Source organism: Geothrix mesophila (assembly GCF_022808835.1).
In the GTDB taxonomy this organism is placed as follows: Bacteria; Acidobacteriota; Holophagae; order Holophagales; family Holophagaceae; genus Geothrix; species Geothrix paludis.
In genome coordinates this window covers 427,677-449,076 of sequence record NZ_JAKZLD010000004.1, presented here as the reverse complement: position 1 = coordinate 449,076, position 21,400 = coordinate 427,677, and the positions used below count along the sequence as shown (strand labels likewise).

Below are 21,400 nucleotides of genomic sequence, written 5' to 3'. Positions count from 1 at the left end.
CCGGCTCTTCTCCATGGGTCGAGAGGTCCTAATCCAGCGTGATCGCCCCGTTCACCGTGCTCAGGTGGATGTCCTGGTCCCCTCCGGGGAAGGTGGCCGTGACCCGCCGCTTGGCCACCTCCACCTGCTCGGCGCCCTTGGCCTTGAAGGTGATGCCGCCGTTCAGCGTGGTGGCGGTGAGGTGCCCCTTCAGGCCCGCGATCTGGAGGTGGATGGTGCCGTTGACGGTCTCGGCCTTGACCCCGCGGCCCAGGCCGTCCAGACCCGTGCCCTTGATGGTGCCGTTCACGGTCTGGATGGTGAGGCCACCCTGCACCCGCTCCAGGGTGACGGCGCCGTTCACCGTGGTCGCCTTGAGGGAATCCCCCAGGTCCGTGGCGCGCACCCCTCCGTTCACGGTGGTTAGGCTGGCGGCGCCCTGGGTTCCGCTGAGGGCCACCTCACCGTTCACGGTCTCCAGGGAAGGGACCACTTTGCGCGGCACCTTGAGGGTCATCAGGCACTGCGGCCCCTGGTAGGAACCCCAGCCATTGTGCTTGGGGTACTCGCCGCGGATTTCCAGACCGTTCTTCCCGGATTCGAGGACCACCTTCACCTGCTCGTCCCGGCTGCTGGGCTTGAACTCACCCGTGAACTGGACCTCGTCGCGGTCCCAGGCCTCCACGTGGATGAATCCGTTGACGTTCTTCACCTTGAGCGTCGAGCCGGCCGCCAGGGGTACCGTGCGGGTCTCCGTGGTCTTCTCAGCCTTGGCGGGCTGGATCACCTGGGTCTGGGCGGCGAGCGGGGCCCAGAGGAGGACGGCGGCCACGGCCGCGGCGAGGGGATGGGTGAGGGACATGGAAGCCTCCTGCGTTGTCAGAGAACGTTGGAGGTGATACGAAGGCCTTCGGAGGCGGTTTAGACTCCTTTCCAGCTCCGTATACTTGGGAGTGCGCGGAGTCCCCATGTCCCAGACCATCGACCGCCCCGAGCTCAGCCCCGCCGAGTGGAAGCTCATCCAGGACCTGCGCTCCCTTCCGGACGCGGCCCTCCGGGAGCGCATGCAGACCTCCATCGGCGAGCTGCTGTTCTTCTTCCGCACCCCCCGCTGCCAGGGCATCGGCATCGAGGGTTTCCCCTGCGGCGATCCGCGTTCCTCCTGCGAGGACTGCCACCAGATCTGGGACACGCTCGACAAGGTGGCCGAGCGGGTCCGCAAGGCCTGAGCGACCGGCGTCAGCGCGCCAGCCAGCGGTCGCCGAAGTTCACGAGGATCGCGCCCGCCAGGATGAACCCGGCCCCGAGAAGGCGGATCCAGGACAGGCCCCGCGCCTGGAGACCGATGAGGCCGAAATGATCGAAGGCCAGCGAGGAGCACACCTGCCCCGCCACGATGAGGGACACCATGGCCGCCAGGCCGATGCGGGGAGCCAGCAGGGTCGTCCCGAACACGAAGAAGGCCCCCAGGAAGCCGCCCAGCCACTGCCACCACGGCACGCGGGAGAGGCCGCCCAGCGCCGCGAAGGGCTGGCCCGTGAGGGCGGAAACCACCAGCAACGCCACGGTGCCCACCGCGAAGGACACCAGGGCCGCCAGCATGGAGCCGCTGTGGAGCGATGCCCTGAGCGCGTTGTTGACGGCCGACTGGAGGGGCACCGCCAGTCCGATGGCGAAGGCCATCACGAGAAAGAGCAGAACCATCCGTGCCTCCGCCTGGAAGGGCCCATGGTAGCCACCTTGGAAGCCCCCGCCGTCCTTTGACCGGAGTTCTTCAGAGGGCGCACACGCGGTTGCGCCCCTCCACCTTGGCCCGGTAGAGGCCGGCGTCCGCCCGGGCCAGCATCTGCCCCGCATCCAGGTCCCCGGGGCCCCGCTCGGCGATGCCGAGGCTGCAGGTGACCAGCAGCCCGCCGCCGGGAAGGGGCACGGGCACTTCCCCCATGGCCTTCCGGAAGCGCTCCGCGAGGGGCCGCGCGCCATTCAGGTCCGTCTCCGGAAGGATCACGAGGAACTCCTCCCCGCCGATCCGGCCGGCCAGGTCCGCCTCGCGCAGCGTGGCCCGCAGCCGCTCCCCGAAGACCTGGAGCACGAAGTCCCCGGCCCCGTGGCCGTGGGTGTCGTTGATCTGCTTGAAGTGGTCCAGGTCGCACATCAGCACCGACAGCGGCCGACCGTAGCGCACGCTGAGGCCGAAGCGGGTCTGGAACTCCGCCAGGGCGCGGGTGCGGTTGGCCAGGCCCGTGAGCGGGTCCTTGGTGCTGAGGTCCAGCAGGGTCTCGTGGAAGGCGCGCTCGAGGGGGTCCATGGCCACCAGCTTCAGCACGTGGCCGCCGATGGCCATGCGATCGCCCGGATGCAGGGCCACGGCCCCCTGGATGCGCGAGCCGTTCAGCAGGGTGCCGTTGGTGGACCCGAGGTCTTCCAGCCACACCTGGCCGCCGATCACGCCGATCCGGGCGTGGTGCCGGCTCACCTCGCCATCCAGGAGCGCCACCTGGACGTCCGGGGCCCGGCCGATGAGGGAAGCCCCGGGCCGCAGGGCGAAGATCCGTCCCAGCGCCGCGCCCGCGTAGGCCACCAGCGCCCATTCCGAAGGGGCCTCGGGGAGGTCGCCCCCGGGCTGGATCCCCGCCAGCGTGGGCATGTCCGCGGTGACGGACGCCTGCACGGGCCGGGACGGGGCAGGCCGTTTGCGCACCATGGGTCCTCCGGGAGATCCCTTCTTTTTTGGAAGACTACATCCCACCTGCCGGAACCACCTCTTGTCTTTTACCCAACACCTGGTACATTGAATCTTCCACTCGTTGGGGAGTGGTCTAATGGTAGGACAACAGATTCTGGTTCTGTCAGGTGAGGGTTCGAGTCCTTCCTCCCCAACCACTCAAAACTTGGTTCCTGGTCCCATCGTCTAGCGGTTAGGACGACGCCCTCTCACGGCGTAAACAGGGGTTCGATTCCCCTTGGGACTACCAGCAAGCCCCCTAGAGAAATCTAGGGGGCTCTTGTTTTTTAGCGACCTCCCTACCCTGCATCTTGGCCTCAGGGGGAAACGAGGGGGAAAAGCCCGGCCCACGAGGGCATGCCGCCGATGGTCGAGGGCGCCACCATGCGCTCGCTTGAGCGCCGCGTCGCGGGGCTTGACGATGCGCCGATGGATGCGTGGTCTCGACGACGGTGTGGCCCCCCTGCCCAGAGCCCCCGTGGCCCATCGCAGGCCCTCCCGCGGCTCCACCTGCCCACTTCCAGGTAAGGTATTCCCCATGTCCCCCGCGCTCGATGCCTTCCTGAAGACCTGGCGAGGGTCCGCCGGCAACGAGCGGGCCAATTTCCAATCCTTCCTGCGCGACTTCTGCGCGGCGCTGGAGCTGCCGATGCCCGAGCCCAAGGGGCCCGGCGCCACTTACTGCTTCGAGAAGGACCTGAAGCTCACCCACCTGGACGGCACCACTTCCACCGGCAGCATCGACCTCTACCGCGAGGGCTGCTTCGTGCTGGAGGCCAAGCAGGGCAGCACCACGGACGCGCCCGGTTCCGCGCCCCGCCGGGGCACCCGCGCCTACGACCGCTACATGGAGGCCGCATTCGGGCAGGCGGTGAACTACGCCCGCAACCTGTCCCGGCGCCCGCCCTTCGTCATCACCTGCGACATCGGCCACGCCATCCATGTGTGGGATGGCTTCGCCGGGGCCTATGGCGGCTACGGCGCCCGGCGCAGCTTCACGCTGGACGACCTGCGCACGCCCCAGGTGCAGGAATACTTCCGCGCCCTCTGGCTCGATCCCCAGAGCCTCGATCCCGCCCGCTCCCGCACGGCCGTCACCCGCGAGGTGGCCTCGGCCCTGGGCGGGCTGGCCCGCAGCCTGGAGGCCCGCTTCCCCGCCGAGGTGGTGTCCCGCTTCCTCATGCGCGTGGTGTTCACCTTCTTCGCCGAGGACGTGGGCCTCCTGCCCGAAAAGCTGTTCCAGAGCGCCCTGGAGGGGGCCTGGAAGGAGCATCCCGAAGCCTTCCCCAAGGGCATGGAGAGCCTGTGGGACGCCATGAACACCGGCGGCTTCTGGGGGCCCCTCAAGGTGCTGCGCTTCAACGGCGGCCTGTTCTCCGAGAGCCTGGCCCTGGACCTGAACGCCGACGAGATCGCCCGGCTGGCCAAGGCCGCCGCCTTCAACTGGGCCGAGGTGGATCCCAGCATCTTCGGCACCCTGTTGGAGAGCGCCCTGGATGCCCGCGAGCGCCACCGCCTGGGCGCCCACTACACGCCCCGCGCTTACGTGGAGCGCCTGCTGCGCCCGGCCCTGGAGGAACCCCTTCGCGCCGATTGGGAGCTGGCCCAAGCCGAGGCCATGGCGCTGCTCGGCGCTGAAGCCACCGACGCCGACAAGGCCAAGGCCCGCGAGGTGCTCCACGACTTCCAGCGCCACCTGGCCCATGTGAAGGTGCTCGATCCGGCCTGCGGCAGCGGCAACTTCCTGGCCACGGCCTATGACGTGTTGAAGCGGCTGGAGGGCGAGGTGCAGCGCCGCCTGGAGGACCTGGGCGAGACGGGCCGCTCCCTGGCCCTGGAGGGCGTGCTGGTGACGCCCGCGCAGTTCGTGGGCCTGGAGGTAAAGCCCTGGGCCCGGGACATCACCGACCTGGTGCTGTGGATCAGCCATCTGCAATGGTTCCACCGCCTGCACCCCGACATGAACCCGCCGGAGCCCGTGCTCCAGGCCTACGGCAACATCCAGTGCCGCGACGCCGTGCTGGCCTCGACCGGCACCCGCGACACGGGCCGCAGCCGCTGGGATGGCCGCACCTTCAAGACCCACCCCGCCACCGGCAAGCCCGTGCCCGACGAGACGGCCCAGACAGCCATTGTCGAATACCTGGACCCGCGCCCAGCCCCCTGGCCTGAGGCCGACTTCATCGTGGGCAACCCGCCCTTCTTGGGGAACAAGCGGGTACGCGAAGCCCTGGGGGACGGCTACGTGGAGGCCCTACGCGCCGCCTACCCCGCCGTGCCCGACAGCGTGGATCTCGTCCTCTATTGGTGGCACAAGGCCGCCGAAGCTGTGCGAGCGGGCCGTGCCCGCCGCTTTGGGCTCATCACCACCAATAGCCTCACCCAGGCCTTCAACCGCCGCGTCATCACCCACGCCACGACCGGGAAGAATCCCCTCAAGCTGCTGTGGGCCATCCCCGATCACCCCTGGACCGACGAGGGTGCCGCCGTCCGCATCGCCATGACCGTGGGCGGCCTGGAGGGCCAACCCTGGCTGGGCCGCGTGGTAGAGGAGCGAAGCGCCGACACGCCTGAGGCAGAAGCCGCTGCCGTGAGGGTGGACGGGGGGAACGTGGAAGCGATCCACGAGGATCTGAGTGCGGGGGGTAAAAGTATCTGGCGCGGTGCCGCTGAAGGCCAATTCCGCCATCGGTGGAAGGGGCATGATTCCTTACGGGGAAGGTTATCTGGTCTCCGAGCAGCAGGCTTCAAACTGGGGATACCCTTCGGTATTGAAAGCCTATTTCAATGGGCGCGATATAACCGACAAGCCGCGCGGCCGCTGGATCATCGACTTTTTCGGATTTTCAGAGGACGAAGCGAAGCGAATAGCTCCTGGCCCCTACCAGCATCTCTTTGAGACGGTTCGAATCCAGCGGCTTAACGCTGGAACCAAGGGGGTAGCCGATAATTGGTGGTACTTCTGGTGCCCCCGGAAAGAGTTGCGGCAGGCCCTTGCAGGCCTTTCCCGTTACATCGCTACGCCCCAGGTGGCAAAACATCGAGTCTTTCAGTTTCTCGATGGGGCTGTTCTTCCTGATGACAAACTCATCGCGATCGGGCTGGAGGATGCTTGGTTTATGGGCGTGCTGGAATCTTGCCCTCACAAGGTTTGGGCATCACCCGGCGCTAATGGCTCGCTTCTGGAAGATCGGCCAGTCTATAACAAGACCACCTGCTTCGACCCCTTCCCCTTCCCGGACGCCACGGATGCCCAGAAGGCCCGCATCCGCGACCTGGCAGAGTGCCTGGACGCCCACCGCAAGGCGGCCCAGGGGCGGGGCGTGACGATCACGGGCATGTACAACCTCCTGGCCAAGCTGCGGGCCGGTGAGGCCTTCACGGCTAAGGAACGCGAGCAGCACGAGGCTGCCCAGACCGAGATCCTCCGCCAGTTCCACGACGAGCTGGACGCCGCCGTGGCCGAGGCTTACGGCTGGCCCGCGGACCTGCCCGAGGCCGAGATCCTGGAGCGCCTGGTGGCCCTGAACCAGGAACGCGCCGCGGAGGAGGCCCGGGGCCTCGTGCGCTGGCTGCGCCCTGAGTACCAGGCCCCCGAGGCCGCGCAGGTTGTAGCGACGGCCCTCCTTCCCGAGGAAACCGATTTTAAGTCCGCGGTGTCGGGGTCAGCTCCCGAGCCCCAGCCCTGGCCCAAGGGCCTCAAAGACCAGCTCGCCGCCCTGCGCGGTGTGCTGCTGGCCTCCGCCCGCCTGTGGGCCCTGGAGGACGTGGCCAAGGCCTTCAAGAGCAAGGGCCGCTACCGCGACAGCATCACCGCCCACCTGGACCTCCTCACCGACCTCGGCATGCTCAGCCGCGTGGACACCCCCGAAGGGCCCCGCTGGCATAGACCGATTGCAATTGGAGTGTAAGGAATATGATCAAATATATTAAAAAAATCGTTTTCGCAATTGGCAAACAAATTGCCAATATTTCACGCGGTTTTTCAGAAGATCACCCTAAAAAAGTCCTAGCATTTGAAGTATTAATCGTTGGAATTCCTGCTGCGGCAATCGGCATAATTAATTCAAATGTTGATCTACCAACTCAGAAGAGCCTAAAATTATTCACACAATTTCATCCATACTGGTATTTTTCTCTGTTTTTAATTCCATCACTGTATCAATTAATCGCTGGAATTATTAATTTAATGATCAAGAAATGGTTTATTATTGGAGAAACAAAGGTTTTGACCAATACCATAGAACTCCATGATCGTTTTTTTAGAGATAAATCCAACCCGCTTACCATTTGCTCGCTAGGGCAGTGTGGCAGAAGGAGCGGCGGTGGTATCTCTGCCAAACATCTTATAAGTTGTGCAATTCAACCTAAAGAAGCCCTGGCGAATTTAATAAAGGAAATTAAATATTCACTGAATGAACTACTTGAAGATGAATCCATTAAAATTGTATTGGCCGTCAGGGATGAAAAGGGTGGAGCAATCAGTTATTTGCAATTTTACCCGAGGGGAGTAGGTTGGACGCCACACAGTGAAATGCTTAAAAATCCACATTTAACTTTCTTTGGCCATGTCGCAAAAGAAAAGAAAATTCTCATAATCGAAAATATTGAAGAAGAATTAAAACTAAAATCGCCTAGATACGTTAAATCTCCTGTCCCTACTCACAATATCGGCTCTATAATCGGAATGCCAATTACAAATCCTGGAGAAGACAAGGTAACATTGATATTAACTATTAAATCTGACAATCCTTATGTCATTTCGGAAGCCAAGCAAGAAGTCCTCAAGGCAATAATGGATCGTTTTGCCCTCTGGATTCTTTATGAATATCACTTAACCTTAATCGAAGAACTCGTGTGATCCGCTGGAGGGGTTATGGCCAAGACAAGCGGTAAGCAGGCGGTGCTCTCAAGGAATAAGCCAGCAAGCGCATCTGGCTCCAAATTTGCACACTCAAAAGATGCTGATGCCAATAATAAAATATCACATTGGTTTTTTAATATGTTTCGAGAAGAAATCCTAGAAGACAAGCAACTTGCGAAAAAGTTGAGAATTAAAAAATAAGATTTATGAAGTATGCCCTCCCCGAGGCATTCAAAGACGCCCCTCAACTCCGGCGCAATTTTAGGGCGGCGCCTCCTAGCGGATCTGCCGTGACTGCTAGGCTCTTGGTCTTTGGGGGGAGCAGAAGCGGTGCCTCAACCGCCCCCTCACGAACAAAGTCGGCCCAGGCCTTGACCGTTTCGGCCATGGCTTCCGGGGAACGGCTTCGATCAACGAGGGCGACCTGACGTGCTCGGCATTCTGAGCGGGGCCACTTCGACCACACCTTTGCCGGGATGGCGAGGATGACTTTATCGGCCTCCTTCGCGTTGGAGGGGTGGCAGGAGGCATTGGACACCTCCGAAGGGCCCCTTCCGGCTTCGCCACCGTCTCGATTGGCTGAGGCCTTCCAGCAACCGCTGGCGCCGAACCAGCGAACCCCCGCTGATTCACGCCATACGGCCTCGTAGGCCATGGCCACCTGGGCGGCCGTCAATCGAAAACGCCCCCCCGCCAAGCCTGGGCGGCTGAGCTGGGCCAGATAACGGCCCCAGGGCGGATTCTTGAATCTGTACCCAATGGCCCTGGGCAGCCCCTCGGAATCAATTGGCGACCACCAGCCCTCCCGATAGCCACAGGACATCCCGGCCCGCAGTGCTGCACGCTCACAGACCTCCGCCACGCGCTCAAAAAACGCGGCGGGGCTCAGGCGTAAGAGGGGATGAATGGACACCAGGAGATGCGCGTGGGGATGGTGTCCATGCTCTCCATAGGTGGACTCCAGCACCCGGAAGCTGCCCTTGACCGCTTTTCTGAACCACGCTCGGCTTTGCAGGACATGCAACATGCCGTTCAACACACCCACCTGGGCCCCCCAACCCGTTTCCTTCTGATGCCGCATGGAGAGGGTCAAGGAAAAGTGCTGAAGGTTCTCAATGCTAGCGATCCGGCCGCCTATCCGCCCCATTTCGCGCAGGCGTTTTGCGAGCAGATAGGGGCCGCAGATGAGGCAGGGCATCCGTCCGCAATAATTCAGGCCTGTCCAATACCGCCACCCATCCGGACGTTCACGGAGCACCACCATCCCGCGCCCAATCGGAATCGTGTTGCACCGGGACACCTCACCGGCGGTTTTCGCGTATCCGTTGGCCTTCAACAGCCCGAGCATGGCGTCCCTGGCTCCCGGCCCAGTCATCCTGTCGCTCACCACCCGGGGCATGAAGGCGTGGGGATGATCCGGCTGCTGCAATTGTTCATTCAATATCAAGGAGGGCTCCTCCCGGCGTTGCTGACGGTGGAAGGCGCCGCCATGACAGGCCTTCGGCTGGGCCTAATGGCCGCGGGGTTCCTACTTCGTCTAGATGCACCTGCGGGCCGTCCGCACTTGTGCCTTGGACTTGGTGCTGATGGTTCTGCGACGCTTCGCCGAAAGATCGGCGACAGGTCACCGGTTCATCTGGAGAAGTTCTGAAGTTTTCCGACGCAGATAAAAAGGGGAATAGGGGCCATAACGTTGAGCATCAAAGGCCCTGCGGATCCTCGCCCAGTTTCCGGGGGGCCCCCTGACACAGCCTTGGAAAGGGTGTGCGCCGCGTCAGGCGACACGGCCCACCCCTTGCCCCTCTTCGATCAGGCTCTTGATGGCCGCGATGGGGATCAACCGACGGCGGCCCAGCTTGACGCTTGCCAACCGGCCCTGCTTGATGAGGGCATACACGAAAGTCCGGCCGATCCCAAGCTGCTGGGCAGCGGCTTCGATGCTGAAACAGGTCGCCAAAGCAGGCGCGATGTCGGGTTGTATCGAGAGTGATGAGTTCATGCGTCGTTCTCCTAGAACACAGGCGATGGCCTGTGTATTCATGCGAACGCACTTCTCTGTTTTTGTTTATTCCCCTGGGGGAAAAAATGCGTAGCCTGAATTTCGCGCATTCTGTGTTGGAGACTTGAACCATGTCTTCCAGCGTTCCCCCCAGCATTCCCCTTGCACTAAGTCACGCCTACTTCGCCAAATTCCACCGCCCCATCCCGCAATTCATCTCTCAGGGTGATGACCTGGGCCGGCGAATTCACGCAGAGGCCATCAAGGCCCTAGCTGGGGAGCGAGGCTCCTTGGACCCGGAAGAATTTGCGGTTGAATGCCCGCCTGGAGCCGAACTTTAAGCCGGTGATGTGAGCCCCACATTCGGGCACAAATATGGGCGGCCCGAGAGGACACACCATGGAGCCGCCTTCGTGCAGCTTCAACCGCGCTTGATCTTCAATTCGGCCACCGGAGCCACCGCGAGGCCGAACTTGGGTGCCAAGGTCTCCAGTGCGCGTGTAAGGTCGGACGGGGCCAGGTGCGCGTAATGTTTCTCCAACATTCGTGTATCTGCATGCCCGGTGAGCTGGGCCACGTAGGCCAGTGGCATCCCCGCGGCCACCAAGGCACTGGCGTAGCTGTGCCGAAGCTGGTGGAAGCCCATCTTCGGCAATGAAGCCGCCTCGCAAGCATCGTGCATCCGCCGCGTCTGCTCGGCCGGTCCCCAGGCCAGGGGATCCACGCCGCCGGCCCTTGTGCGCCGCTCAACCTGGTCGCGCTGAAATAAGGTTTCCACGGGCTTCCTGCCCGCCGTGAGGGATCTGAAGTATTCCTTCCCCTCCTCGGTCAGCATCGCTCGTCGGGGCTTCCCCCCCTTCGCCTCGCGCACCAATACGGTGCCGCCGAGGCTGTCGAAATCCCCCACCACCATCCTCGTCAATTCCCCGTACCGGCACCCGGTCAACAGCGCCCCTGTCACCAGCCGCTTGAAGTCGGGTTCTCGGATCGAGTTCAGAAGCCGCTGCTGCTCTTCCGGGGTCAAGTAGCTTTGCCGCGCCTCATCCACGGCCTGGAACGGCCTGACGCTCCGCCAAGCATCATCAGGGCAGTGAACGAGGCCACGGCTTTTCGCATAGGTCAGGGCCGCCTTCAGCGTAGATAGAACGCGGTTGGCCGTGGCCTTTCGCGCACGCTTTTCATCTGCGGTCTTCGGGGTTTTTGGGGCAGGCTTCAAATACTTCTGTGGTTTCCTGGGTTTCGCAGGTAGTGGGCGCTTGCGTTGCTTAATTAATCGCGGGGATGCGGCAAGCTCGTTCTTCCACTTGTCGAGCCGGAGGCGGGTCAACTTTTCGACCTCCACCCCACCAAGGGCGGGGAGGATGTGGTGTTCCGTCCTCTTGCGGGCATCGGCAGCGGACTTCTTCCCTTCCTGATCCATGTGGTCGAGATATGCCTCCATCGCATGAGCCACCGTGAAGGGGCCGCGATGAACCCGCTCTCCCGCGGCCTCGGCCATGGCCTGGGCGAACCATTCCCGGGCCTTGGCCTGCGCCTGGGCATAGTTGAGAATCGTTCGACCATCGGCATCGGCGTGGTCATCGGCTGTGCCCAGGGCCTTCTTCTGTTTGGCCCGGGTCTCGGGAAGGTAGATTCTCGCCCGCCAGGTTCCCGATGCCCCGCCCTCCGGCTTGAAGTAGCCCAAGGCCTGATTTGGTGCGATGGAAACCCAATGCGGTTCATGCTGGGCGGCCAGCTTTCGGCGGGCCTCTCGGCGATCCAGTTTCGGGCTTCGCATGGTTCTGGCCATCACTTCACTCCGGGGGGAAACCAGGGGGAAAATATGTTCCCGAACTCGCCCGAACTCAAGTGAATGCAAATATCGAACCATTGCAGTGTTTTCAAATACTTCTGTGTTCACGGAAGATCGCTCATGTCCGTGAATTCGTATTTTCAACCCCTCTCACAGCGTAAACAGGGGTTCGATTCCCCTTGGGACTACCAAACGGCCCGGCGCAAGCCGGGCCTTCTTCTTGTCCCAAGGGGAATCGAAGTCACGGATGGCGAAGCCCAGCCGGGTGGCGAGGGAGATGGCAAAGGCCGTCTTCCGAGCCGGGCCCCCGGCGGGCTGAGCATCATGTCCAAGTTGTCTCTGCCTAGCCGCGCCAGCCGCCCGCAGTCGCCCCTCCCCGGCGCTATCCTGAAGGCATGGCCGCCTCTGTTCCCATTCCCCCGCCGGCGCCCAAGGCCGCGCGCCCCGCCTGCTCCTGGACCTGCCTGGGCCACTGCCCGACCTGCCAGGCCCGGGCCATGGAAGGGGTCAGCTCCGGATCACCAGGCCCACGCGCATCGGGTCGTGCCTGAAGTAGTCCGGATCGGGCCAGCCGCCGACCACGATCCGCCGACAGGCCTGGGCGATGGTCTCCACGCTCTGGCGCTCGTTGTTGAACACGGCGTCGTACCAGCGGGAGGACGTGACGTCCGCGTGGAGGCATTCACTGATGAACTTCTCCCGCAGCTTCGACTGCTTCCGGACCAGTTTCTCGGCCTCCGCCAGGGGGATGTCCAGGCGGCGGGCGATGGTCGAGATCCGGAAATCGAAGCCGGCCTCCAGGCGGAAATGGAAGCAGTTCTTCAGGTCCTGGCAGGCCACGGCTCCGCCCCGGCCGACGATGATGGCGCTACCGACCATGGCGATCTGGACGAGGTGCTTCACCACCTTGGCGTAGGCGTCATCGTGGGTGAGGTGGCCGAAGTGGGTCCGGAGGACATCCTGCGCGTGGCTCTCGTCCCCCAGATGGCCCAGGAGCTGGCGGGACAGGTTCTCATCCGAGGCCACCTGGTCCACCAGCGCCTTGTCGAACAGGTTCCAGGGCTGGCCGGAGGCCTCCTCCAGCAGCACCTTGAGCCGCTGGCCCAGCGCATAGCCCTCGCACCCGTACTGCCTGGAGATGGTCACGGACGGATGAGCCTGGGGCCGATGGGCCTGCTCGAAGCGCTCCCGGAGGCGCATCCAGCCGGCTTCGCGCTGCTCGATGCTGGGAATAAGGGAATCGAAGCTCTTGGGCATGGAACCTCCGGCTTCTGAGCGGCCAGATCCGGGGCCTACGCCCGGAAGGTACGGCCTCCACGGGCGGTGGCAAGGTCCCCGCGCGCTGATATTTCGGGGATCGCCCGGTTCCAGAGCCGCCTGGGCGGGCCGGCTCGCATCTCCCCATCGCCTGTGGTTCGATGGATCATGCGCTTCCGTGGATATTGGCTCCTTCCCCTGGCTTTGGCCGGAACGATCTTCTGGCTGAGTGCGCAGGGGCACTACCCGGGTGGGATCGAGCTGCCCTCGCCCCTGGACAAGGCCGCCCATGCCTCGGTGTACGCGCTGCTGGCCCTGGCCTTGGACCGGACGCTGCGCCACACTGCCACCGGCCTGCCCCTCTACCGTCGGCACCTGTGGATCCTGGCCGCCGTCGCCCTCTACGGCGCCTCCGATGAGCTGCACCAGTTCTTCGTCCCCGGCCGCTCCTGCGAGTTCGGCGACTGGCTGGCGGACTGTTTCGGTGGGGGCCTGGGCCTGACCGTGGGCTCCCTCCACCTCCTGTTCACCCGGCGCCTGGGAGCCCTCTCCTGGCGCCGCGGCACGCCGCGCAGGTCGGACCCCGCCCGGGATCTCATCCTCGTCGCAGACCCCCACTGGAACGCCACGCTCACCGGCCTGGAGGCGGCCACCGCAGCCCATCCGGAGGCCGACTGGCTGCTCCTCGGCGATGTCTTCGACGTGTGGGTGGGCTTTCCGGGCATGGAAACGGAGGCGCAACGGACCTTCCTCGCCTGGGTGGACGCCCGCCGCGCCTCGGGTCGCTGGGTGGGTCTGTGGATGGGGAACCGCGAGTACTTCCTGGACCGCCACGCCGCGCGCTTCAACCTCATGGGCGAGGGCATCGGCGGGGCGCTGGAGGACGAGTTCCTGGCCTGGGAGCACGGTGACCTCATCAACACCGCGGACCGCCAGTACCGCCTGTGGAACCTGGTGTCCCGCTCCGGAGCCCTGTGGCTGGTGTTCCGCCTGATGCCCGCGGGCACGGCCCGGAAGGTGTCCGCCTGGATGGAGCGGAAGCTCCGCACCACCAACGCCGCCTACAAGCTCACCTTCCCCCGCGAGGCCTTCCGCGCCACCGCCCAGGCCCACCCCGGCGCCACCTTCCTGACCGGCCACTTCCACACCCACGAGGTCGAAGCCAACGGCATCGCCCTGCCCTGGGCGCACGAGGGGCGGTTCATGGTGTGGCGGGGCGGGAAGGTCGAACCGCTAGAGTTCTAGCAGGTCCGCCACCTCGCGCCGCAGCTCGGGAATGCCCGTGCCCTTGCCAGCGCTCACCCAGGCGATGTCCCCGGCATGCAGGCCCAGGTCCGCGGCCACGTCCTTGCGCTGTTTCAGGGCCCTGCTGGGCTTCACCTGGTCGGCCTTGGTGGCTACGACGCGGAGGGGCAGGCCCTCGGCGCGGAGCCACTCGATCATCTGGTGGTCCAGCTTCGTGGGGCCCACCTCGGCGTCCACCAGCACGAAGACCATGCGCAGCGTGGCCCGGCCCGTGAGGTAGCCCTCGATCATCTTCTGCCAGGTGGCCCGCTCGGCGGCGGGGCCGGTGGCGAAGCCGTAGCCCGGCAGGTCCACGATCCAGCGGTCAGGCCCCGTGAGGAACACGTTGATGAGCCGCGTGCGTCCTGGCGTCTTGGATACCCGCGCCAGCTGCTTCTGGTTGGCCAGGGCGTTCAGCAGCGAGGACTTCCCCACGTTGCTGCGCCCCACAAAGGCCACCTCCGCGTGGCATACCCCCAGCGTCCGCGCGTCGGAGGCGGAGGTGACGAAACGGGCATCGGTGAGGGGCTGGGCCATGGGACCTCGGGTGGCTACGACGAAGGTCGAGGCAAATTCAAGATTAGCGCCCTTCCAGGCCGTCCGCAGTCTGGAGTCCGGACTGCCCCTACACCGTCACCAGGCTCGTGGGCGCCGGCTGGTCGAAGGCGATGCGCCCGTGGTCGAGGCCGATGACGCGCTTCCTCATGCGCTGGATGAGGCTGCGGTCGTGGGTGGCCACGACGACGGTGGTGCCCTGGCCGTTGATGCGCTCGAAGAGGGCCATGATCTCCTGGGCGAGGTCGGGGTCCAGGTTGCCCGTGGGCTCGTCCGCCAGCAGCACCAGGGGGTCGTTCACCAGGGCCCGGGCGATGGCCACGCGCTGCTGCTCGCCACCGGAGAGCTGGAGCGGATAGCTGCTGAGCTTGTGCTGGAGGCCCACCATTTTGAGGGCCCGGAAGGTGCGCTGCTTCTGCTCCGCGGCGCTGACGCCCAGCACCCGCAGGACGAAGGCCACGTTCTCGAAGATGGTGCGGGTCCGGATGAGCTTGAAGTCCTGGAACACCACACCCAGCTTCCGGCGCAGCAGGGGGATCTCCTTCTCGGGCATGGCGGACAGGCGGTGTCCCGCCAGCTGGATCTCGCCGCTGCTGGGCACCTGCTCGCGGAAGAGCAGCTTCAGCAGCGTGGACTTCCCCGCGCCGCTGGGCCCCGTGAGGAACACGAACTCGCCTGAATCGATGGCGAAGCTCACATCCGAGAGGGCGGTGTGGATGCGGTCGTACTGCTTGCCGACGTGGGTGAGGGTGATCATAGAAAAAAAGTAACCGCGAAAAACGCGAAAACACGCAAAAGAAGAGGTTTTCATTTTCGCGCTTTTTGGCGCGTTTCGCGGTTCCAGTCTTTCGATCCTCTCCACCAGCATGGCCACGTCCCGGCCACCCGATTTGCTTGCGGCCCGGGCAGCCCTGGAGTGAAATCACCTATGTCCAACCCCACGGCCATCTTCCTCATCTCCTGCCCGGACCAGAAAGGCATCGTGGCGCGGCTGGCCGGCTTCGTGTACCAGCACGGCGGCAACATCGTCGACTCGGACCACCACTCGGACCTCCAGGCCGGGCGCTTCCTGGGCCGCATCGAGCTGGAGGTCGAAGGTCTGGACCTGGATCGCGCCGGGCTCCGGAAGGGGTTCGCGGACATCGCCGATCCCATGGGCGGCCACTGGGAACTCCACTTCTCGGACGTGGTCCCCCGGATCGCCATCTGGTGCAGCAAGCAGGAACACTGCCTCCTGGACCTCCTCTGGCGCCACCAGGCCGGCGAGCTGGGGGCGGAGATCGCCCTGGTGCTCAGCAACCACGCCACGCTGAAGCGCCATGTGGAGCCGCTGGGCATCCCCTTCCACGTGGTCCCCATCACCGGTGAGACCCGGGAGGCCGCCGAGGCCCGGGAGCTGGCCCTGCTGCGTTCCGAGGGCGTGGACCTGGTGATCCTCGCCAAGTACATGCAGGTCCTCAGCCCTGCCTTCCTGGAGGCCTTCCCGTCGGTCATCAACATCCACCACAGCTTCCTGCCTGCCTTCGCCGGGGCCCAGCCCTACCACCAGGCCCACGCCCGGGGCGTGAAGCTCATCGGCGCCACGGCCCACTACGTCACGCCGGACCTCGACTCGGGCCCGATCATCGACCAGGACGTGGTGCGCGTCAGCCACCGGGATACCGTCGAGGACCTGGTCCGCAAGGGCCGGGACATGGAGCGCCTGGCCCTCTCGCGGGCCGTGCGCCTCCACCTCCAGCACCGGGTGTTGACCTACGGGAACAAGACGGTGGTGTTCGAGTAGCTCTCGGCCTACAACCGCTCCACCAGCATGGCCACGCCCTGGCCGCCGCCGACGCAGAGGGCGGCGAGGCCGAGCTTCTTGTTCTCGTCCTGGAGCAGGTGGAGGAGGGTGACGAGGATCCGGGTGCCGCTGGCCCCAATGGGGTGGCCGATGGCGATGGCGCCGCCGCGGCGGTTGACTTTGGCGGGGTCGATCTCCGGCAGCTCGGCCAGCACACCCAGGCTCTGGGCGGCGAAGGCTTCGTTCAGCTCGAAGAGGTCGATGTCCGTCAGCTTCACGCCGGTCTTCGCCAGCAGCTTCTGGATGGCGGGCACGGGGCCCAGGCCCATGGTGGCGGGATCCACGCCGGCCTGGGCGAAGCCGAGGATGCGGGCGATGGGCCGGTGGGCCTTGGCGGCGGCCTCGGAGGCCAGCACCAGGGCGCCGGCGCCATCGTTGATGCCACTGGCGTTGCCGGCGGTCACGGTGCCGTCCTTCTTGAAGGCCGGCTTGAGCTTGGCCAGGCCCTCGGCGGAGGCGTCGGCCTTGATGTACTCGTCGCGGTTGAAGAGGACATCGCCCTTCTTGCCCGCCAGAGTGACGGTGAACACCTCGCGGTCGAAGGCCCCCGCGGTCTGGGCGGCGGCGGCCTTCTGCTGGCTGGCGAGGGAGAAGGCATCCTGGGCCTCGCGGGTGATGCCGTGCTTGGCGGCCACGTTCTCGGCGGTGATGCCCATGTGGGTGTCGCCGTGGCCACACCAGAGGCCGTCCTGGATCATGCTGTCGATGAGCTGGGCGTTGCCCATGCGCGCGCCCCAACGGGCGGCGGGCAGCAGGTAGGGCGCGTTGGACATGCTTTCCGTGCCGCCGGCCACCACCAGGTCCGCGTCGCCCATGGCGATGGACTGGGCGCCCAGGGCGATGGCCTTGAGGCCCGAGCCGCACACCTGGTTCGGCGTGTGGGCGGGGGTCGAGAAGGGCAGGCCCGCCTTGAGGGCGGCGAGGCGGGCGACATTCTGGCCGCTGCCGGCCTGGAGGACGTTGCCCATCACCACGTCGCCCACGGCCTCCGGCGCCACGCCGGCCCGCTTCAGGGCCTCCGTGATGGCGAGGGCGCCCATCTGCACAGCATTCAGCGGCTTCAGGCCGCCCCCGAAGGAACCGACGGCGGTGCGGGTCGCAGACAGGATGTAGGTGGACATGGCGGACTCCGGAGGATCCCCACAGGGTATCGCGAAGCCGCGCCCGCCAGGACCCGGCGGTCTCCGGGCGGCCTCAGAGCGTCTTCAGGATGGCCTGGCGCTTCTCCTGGTATTCGGCCTCGGAGATCAGGTTCTCATCCCGCAGGCGCTTCAGGGCCTTGAGGCGCTGGTACTGGAGGTCGTAGAAATCCTGATCCGGCTTCGGGGCCGCGGGCACGGCCGCCTGAGGAGACGATGCCGCCGATCCGGGTGCCAGCAGCGAGGCGGGTGCGGGTGTGGGCGCGGGTGCCAGTGCGGTGGCCGCTGGCGTCACCGCGAGGGGGATGGCCAGCCAGTCGGACCGGAGGTTCGTGGCGCCCTCGGCCTTGAGGGACACGGCGGTGCCCGCCGTCCGCGACCCGTAGGCGAAGGTGGGCAGCGTGCGGTCCGCGGAATAGCGGTCCATGAAGTCGAGCCGGGCATCGTGGACGATCAGGTTGAGGGCCCCCGCCTTCACGAAGAGCCGCGCCGTCACGGCCAGGGCGGGATCCATGAAGTGCCCGCCCCGCCGCTGGGTGCTCAGCAGGACCAGATCCTCCGACGGCCGGGCGGCGGCGAAGGCCTCCTCCAGGGCCTTGGCGAGCGCGGCGGCCTCCTTGGGCTCGAAGAGGGGCGTGTCGGCCCCGTCCACCTGCGCCATCACGGCGCCCAGGGCCTTCTGGAGCACGGCCTGGGAGACCTGGGCCGGATGGCCGTTGGCGGCGACTCCCACCTCGGCCGGAACCCGGTTCACCCAGGTGAAGTTGGCCAGCTTCCACTGGGTCCGTCCCGGGTCGGCCGCCCGGACGGACAGGCCCGGGAGCAGGGCCGCCATCAGCACCAGCATCAGCACCGGCCTCAACATCGGCGCCCGCATCACTTCGCTCCTGTGTCGCATGCTTCCCCCTTGGTGGTGTGCGGTCGGATCCGTCCCGGAAGCATAGCCCGAAGTCCCGCCCTACCGGGGTTCCCGGGTGGCCTGGAGGGACGCCTTGGCGGCTTCCATCCGCGTGATGGCCGCGGGGCCCTTGCGCAGGGCCAGGGCCACGGTGAGCACGTCGATGATGGCCAGGTGGACGAGCCGGGCCACCATGGGCGCGTAGACCTCGGGGTTCTCCTGAACGTCCGCGGGCAGCAGCAGGTCTGCGGCCTCCGCCAGGGGCGTGCCCGAGCGCGTGAGGGCGATGACCGTGGCGCCGGATTTCCGCGCCAGGGCGACGACCTCCAGCAGGTTCCGGGTGCGCCCCGAGTTGGAGATGGCCAGCACCACCGCGTCGGCGGGCAGCAGGGCCGCGGCCACGCGCTGCATCTGGGAATCCGTGCAGGCCACCGTGGGCGTCCCCATGCGGAACAGCTTCATCTGGGCGTCCTGGGCGGTGACGGCGGAGTTGCCCAGGCCATAGCACTCGATGCGGCTGGCCCGGTCGAGGGCCTCCACGGCCCGGGCGAGCCGCTCCGGCCGCAGGGCGTCGCGTCCCCTCGCCAGGCCCGCCAGCGCGCTATCGAAGACCTTCGAGATCAGGCGGTCCATGCCGTCGCCGGCCGCCAGGCGGTCGTGGACGAAGGGGATGCCGGCGCCCAGATCGCCCGCCAGCTTCAGCTTGAAGCCGGGCAGGCCCGGGAACCTGAGGCGGCGGCAGAACCGGATGACCGTGGGCTGGCTCACGTCGGCCAGGGCGGCGATCCGCGAGATGGGGGCGGAGACCACCTCCACCGGGTGGTGGAGCACCAGGTCCGCCACGCGCCGTTCCGAGGGCGGCAGCTCCGGCAGGAGGGCCTGGATGCGGGTCAGGAGGCTCATGGCGCCCAGCATACCGAGACCGGCACCGCAGTCTGGCGCAGGATGGCCCGCACGGGCAGATCCTCCACCGGCCCGTCCTCCAGCGCCCGCTCCAGCACACGGCGCTTGGCCGGACCTGAGATCATCAGCACGAGGTCGCGGGCGTCCAGCAGGGCGCGCAGGGAGAGGCTGAGGCGCGGGTGGGGCGCGTGGGGGGGATGCACGGCCAGCGCCGCGGCTTCCGTGGTCAGGCCCTCGTCCAGCTCCGCGGCCCCCGGGAACAGCGAGGCGATGTGCCCGTCTTCGCCCATGCCGAGGATCACCCGGCTGAACGGCCGGGGCAGCTCCGCGAGCGCGGCGCAGACAGCAGGGGCGCCCTGCTCCGGCCCGGCGTCCCCCGTGAACAGGGGCACGAACCCCGCCGCGGCCGCACGGCTCTGCAGGAGGTGGTCCCGCACCAGGGCCTCGTTGCTATCGGGATGATCCGCCGGCACCCACCGCTCGTCGGCCAGCGTGACCGTCACGCGCTCCCAGGGCAGCGCCAGCCGGGACAGCGCCTGGAAGAGGGGCACGGGACTGCGGCCTCCGGAGACCACGAGCACCGTTCGATCCTCGTGCGCAAGATCCTCCTTGAGACGCCGCGCGACGTCCTGGGCCAGGGCCGCGGTGAGCGAGGCCTGGTCGGCATGCTCGCGTAGGGAGAACACCTAGTCCTCCTCGGACCAGGCCAGGCCGTCCCGCGAGAGCAGGGCGCTGGAGGCCGCGGGGCCCCAGCTTCCGGCGGTGTAGGACTTGGGCCGGTCCTCGCTGGCGGCCCAGCTGTCGAGGATGGGCTCCACCCAGCGCCAAGCCGCCTCCTGCTCGTCGCGGCGCACGAAGAGCGTGAGGCGTCCGCGGATGGCGTCCAGCAGCAGCCGCTCGTAGGCCTCCAGGCGCCGCGCGCGGAAGGACTCGGCGAAGTCGAGGTTGAGGTTCACCGGATGGAGGGCCATGGCGTCGCCGGGCTGCTTGGCCACCAGGTAGAGGCGCATGCTCTCGTCCGGCTGCATGCGGATGACGAGGCGGTTGGCCCGGGTGCCGTGGGCGGCCTCGCCGAAGATGAAGTGGGGCACCTGGCGGAAGTTGATGACGATCTCCGCCAGCTTCTCGGGCATGCGCTTGCCGGTGCGGAGGAAGAAGGGCACGCCGGCCCAGCGCCAGGTGTCGATCTCCGCCTTCGCGGCCACGAAGGTCTCCGTGCGGCTCTCCGGGGCCACGCCCGGCTCCTCCACGTAGCCGGCCACGGGCCGCCCCCCCACGGCGCCGGCCTTGTACTGGCCCCGCACGGTCTTCGCGGCCACGTCCTGGGGCGTGAAGGCGCGCAGGGAGCGCAGCACCTTGAGCTTCTCGTCGCGCACCGCGTCGGGATCGCTGGCCGTGGGCGGCTCCATGGCCACGATGCAGAGCAGCTGGAGCAGGTGGTTCTGCAGCATGTCCCGCAGGGCGCCGGTGCCCTCGTAGAAGTCGCCCCGGCCCTCCACGCCCAGCTGCTCGGCCACGGTGATCTGCACGTCCTGCACCCACTCCCGGCGCCAGAGCGGCTCGAAGAGCACGTTGGCGAAGCGCAGGGCCAGCAGGTTCTGCACCGGTTCCTTGCCCAGGTAGTGGTCGATGCGGAAGATCTGGCGTTCCGTGAAGTGCCGTCCCACCGCGTCGTTGATCTCCCGCGACGACTCCAGGTCGTGGCCCAGGGGTTTCTCCACCACCACACGCGAATGCGCCGTGATGAGGCCCGCCCCGCCCAGGTGGGCGGAGATGGCCGCGAAGAAGTCCGGCGAGGTGGAGTAGTAGAAGACGCGGATGCGGTCGGGATGCTGACCCAGCGCCGCGCCCAGCGGCCCGTAGCTGTCCTCGGACTGGACGTCCATGGGGAAGTAGCTGATGCGCTCCGCGAAGGAGGCCCAGGTGACGGTGTCGTAGTCCGCGCCCAGGAAGGGCTTGCAGCTCGTCTCGGCCAACTCCAGGAAGGCCTCCCGGGTGAGCGACCGGCGCGCCGCGGCGAGGATCCGGGAACCCGGGCTCACGGTTCCCGCCTTCACCTGCTGGTAGAGCGCGGGCAGCAGCTTGCGCATGGCCAGGTCGCCGGTCCCGCCGAACAGCACCATGTCGAAATCGGGCAGGGTTCTCATGGGATCTCCGGATGT

The 21,400-nt window shown here is 66.2% G+C and carries 21 protein-coding genes and 2 tRNA genes; 9 read left to right on the top strand and 14 right to left on the bottom strand.

The features are described from left to right. Positions 1-28: 28 nt before the first annotated feature. The gene (locus MLG87_RS14350; RefSeq protein WP_243294400.1) at positions 29-841 is read right to left on the bottom strand and encodes a DUF4097 family beta strand repeat-containing protein; all 813 of its coding nucleotides are present in this window, start codon (positions 839-841) and stop codon (positions 29-31) included. A gap of 106 nt (positions 842-947) precedes the next feature. Here MLG87_RS14350 and MLG87_RS14345 point away from each other — a divergent pair, with 106 nt between their 5' ends. Further along, complete coding sequence (locus MLG87_RS14345; RefSeq protein ID WP_243294399.1) at positions 948-1,208, top strand: hypothetical protein; 261 nt, start codon at positions 948-950, stop codon at positions 1,206-1,208. A gap of 10 nt (positions 1,209-1,218) precedes the next feature. On the opposite strand, the gene MLG87_RS14340 is transcribed toward MLG87_RS14345, so the two are convergent. Together MLG87_RS14340 and MLG87_RS14335 are read right to left on the bottom strand one after the other, a co-directional pair. Then, on the bottom strand, positions 1,219-1,683 hold the full coding sequence (locus tag MLG87_RS14340) for a DMT family transporter (protein ID WP_243294398.1): 465 nt from the start codon (positions 1,681-1,683) through the stop codon (positions 1,219-1,221). 70 nt (positions 1,684-1,753) lie between these two features. Then, positions 1,754-2,683, bottom strand: a complete 930-nt coding sequence (locus MLG87_RS14335; protein WP_243294397.1) for a GGDEF domain-containing protein — start codon at positions 2,681-2,683, stop codon at positions 1,754-1,756. A 104-nt stretch (positions 2,684-2,787) separates the two neighbouring features. Here MLG87_RS14335 and MLG87_RS14330 point away from each other — a divergent pair. The 6 genes from MLG87_RS14330 (at position 2,788) to MLG87_RS14305 (ending at position 7,769) form a co-directional block, all read left to right on the top strand. Then, positions 2,788-2,862, top strand: a tRNA-Gln gene (locus MLG87_RS14330). Between the two features lie 17 nt (positions 2,863-2,879). Next, positions 2,880-2,954: transfer RNA gene (locus MLG87_RS14325), tRNA-Glu, on the top strand. Positions 2,955-3,242: 288 nt separating this feature from the next. Further along, the gene (locus MLG87_RS14320) at positions 3,243-5,603 is read left to right on the top strand and encodes a DNA methyltransferase (protein ID WP_243294396.1); all 2,361 of its coding nucleotides are present in this window, start codon (positions 3,243-3,245) and stop codon (positions 5,601-5,603) included. Between the two features lie 226 nt (positions 5,604-5,829). Continuing rightward, a complete protein-coding gene (locus tag MLG87_RS14315; RefSeq protein ID WP_243294395.1) occupies positions 5,830-6,615 on the top strand; it encodes a hypothetical protein in 786 nt (261 codons plus the stop codon). Between the two features lie 5 nt (positions 6,616-6,620). Continuing rightward, positions 6,621-7,565 carry a GAF domain-containing protein gene (locus MLG87_RS14310; protein ID WP_243294394.1) on the top strand — a complete coding sequence of 315 codons (945 nt, stop codon included), beginning with the start codon at positions 6,621-6,623 and terminating at the stop codon, positions 7,563-7,565. Between the two features lie 15 nt (positions 7,566-7,580). After that, positions 7,581-7,769, top strand: a complete 189-nt coding sequence (locus MLG87_RS14305; RefSeq protein WP_243294393.1) for a hypothetical protein — start codon at positions 7,581-7,583, stop codon at positions 7,767-7,769. 43 nt (positions 7,770-7,812) lie between these two features. On the opposite strand, the gene MLG87_RS14300 is transcribed toward MLG87_RS14305, so the two are convergent. The 4 genes from MLG87_RS14300 to MLG87_RS14285 all read right to left on the bottom strand — a co-directional run bounded on the left by MLG87_RS14300 (position 7,813) and on the right by MLG87_RS14285 (position 12,616). After that, positions 7,813-9,015: a rep family protein gene (locus MLG87_RS14300; RefSeq protein WP_243294392.1), complete on the bottom strand. Its 1,203-nt coding sequence runs from the start codon at positions 9,013-9,015 to the stop codon at positions 7,813-7,815. Positions 9,016-9,342: 327 nt separating this feature from the next. Further along, complete coding sequence (locus MLG87_RS14295) at positions 9,343-9,567, bottom strand: excisionase family DNA-binding protein (protein WP_243294391.1); 225 nt, start codon at positions 9,565-9,567, stop codon at positions 9,343-9,345. Positions 9,568-9,988: 421 nt separating this feature from the next. After that, the gene (locus MLG87_RS14290) at positions 9,989-11,356 is read right to left on the bottom strand and encodes a tyrosine-type recombinase/integrase (RefSeq protein WP_243294390.1); all 1,368 of its coding nucleotides are present in this window, start codon (positions 11,354-11,356) and stop codon (positions 9,989-9,991) included. 510 nt (positions 11,357-11,866) lie between these two features. Then, the gene (locus MLG87_RS14285) at positions 11,867-12,616 is read right to left on the bottom strand and encodes a cytidylate kinase-like family protein (protein ID WP_243294389.1); all 750 of its coding nucleotides are present in this window, start codon (positions 12,614-12,616) and stop codon (positions 11,867-11,869) included. 168 nt (positions 12,617-12,784) lie between these two features. Between MLG87_RS14285 and MLG87_RS14280 the strand changes: the two genes are divergently transcribed. Continuing rightward, positions 12,785-13,861, top strand: coding sequence for a VanZ family protein (locus MLG87_RS14280; RefSeq protein ID WP_243294388.1), 1,077 nt, complete (start codon positions 12,785-12,787; stop codon positions 13,859-13,861). Here the strand turns inward: MLG87_RS14280 and yihA are convergent. Beyond that, a complete protein-coding gene (gene yihA / locus MLG87_RS14275; RefSeq protein WP_243294387.1) occupies positions 13,850-14,437 on the bottom strand; it encodes a ribosome biogenesis GTP-binding protein YihA/YsxC in 588 nt (195 codons plus the stop codon). The genes MLG87_RS14280 and yihA overlap by 12 nt on opposite strands. A gap of 88 nt (positions 14,438-14,525) precedes the next feature. Next, positions 14,526-15,212 carry a cell division ATP-binding protein FtsE gene (ftsE, locus tag MLG87_RS14270; protein WP_243294386.1) on the bottom strand — a complete coding sequence of 229 codons (687 nt, stop codon included), beginning with the start codon at positions 15,210-15,212 and terminating at the stop codon, positions 14,526-14,528. Between the two features lie 171 nt (positions 15,213-15,383). Here ftsE and purU point away from each other — a divergent pair, with 171 nt between their 5' ends. Beyond that, entirely contained in the window at positions 15,384-16,238 is an 855-nt protein-coding gene (purU, locus tag MLG87_RS14265; RefSeq protein ID WP_243294385.1) for a formyltetrahydrofolate deformylase, read from the top strand. Between the two features lie 8 nt (positions 16,239-16,246). On the opposite strand, the gene MLG87_RS14260 is transcribed toward purU, so the two are convergent. The 5 genes from MLG87_RS14260 to zwf form a co-directional block, all read right to left on the bottom strand. Further along, on the bottom strand, positions 16,247-17,419 hold the full coding sequence (locus tag MLG87_RS14260; protein ID WP_243294384.1) for a thiolase family protein: 1,173 nt from the start codon (positions 17,417-17,419) through the stop codon (positions 16,247-16,249). Positions 17,420-17,492: 73 nt separating this feature from the next. Beyond that, positions 17,493-18,335 (bottom strand): SHOCT domain-containing protein, encoded by an 843-nt coding sequence (locus tag MLG87_RS14255; protein WP_243294383.1) that lies wholly within the window; start codon positions 18,333-18,335, stop codon positions 17,493-17,495. A gap of 60 nt (positions 18,336-18,395) precedes the next feature. Next, positions 18,396-19,238 carry an SIS domain-containing protein gene (locus MLG87_RS14250; RefSeq protein ID WP_243294382.1) on the bottom strand — a complete coding sequence of 281 codons (843 nt, stop codon included), beginning with the start codon at positions 19,236-19,238 and terminating at the stop codon, positions 18,396-18,398. Then, complete coding sequence (pgl, locus tag MLG87_RS14245; protein WP_243294381.1) at positions 19,235-19,924, bottom strand: 6-phosphogluconolactonase; 690 nt, start codon at positions 19,922-19,924, stop codon at positions 19,235-19,237. Before pgl ends, MLG87_RS14250 begins: the two co-directional genes overlap by 4 nt. Further along, positions 19,925-21,385, bottom strand: coding sequence for a glucose-6-phosphate dehydrogenase (zwf, locus tag MLG87_RS14240; protein ID WP_243294380.1), 1,461 nt, complete (start codon positions 21,383-21,385; stop codon positions 19,925-19,927). It abuts the gene before it with no gap. Positions 21,386-21,400 lie beyond the last annotated feature (15 nt).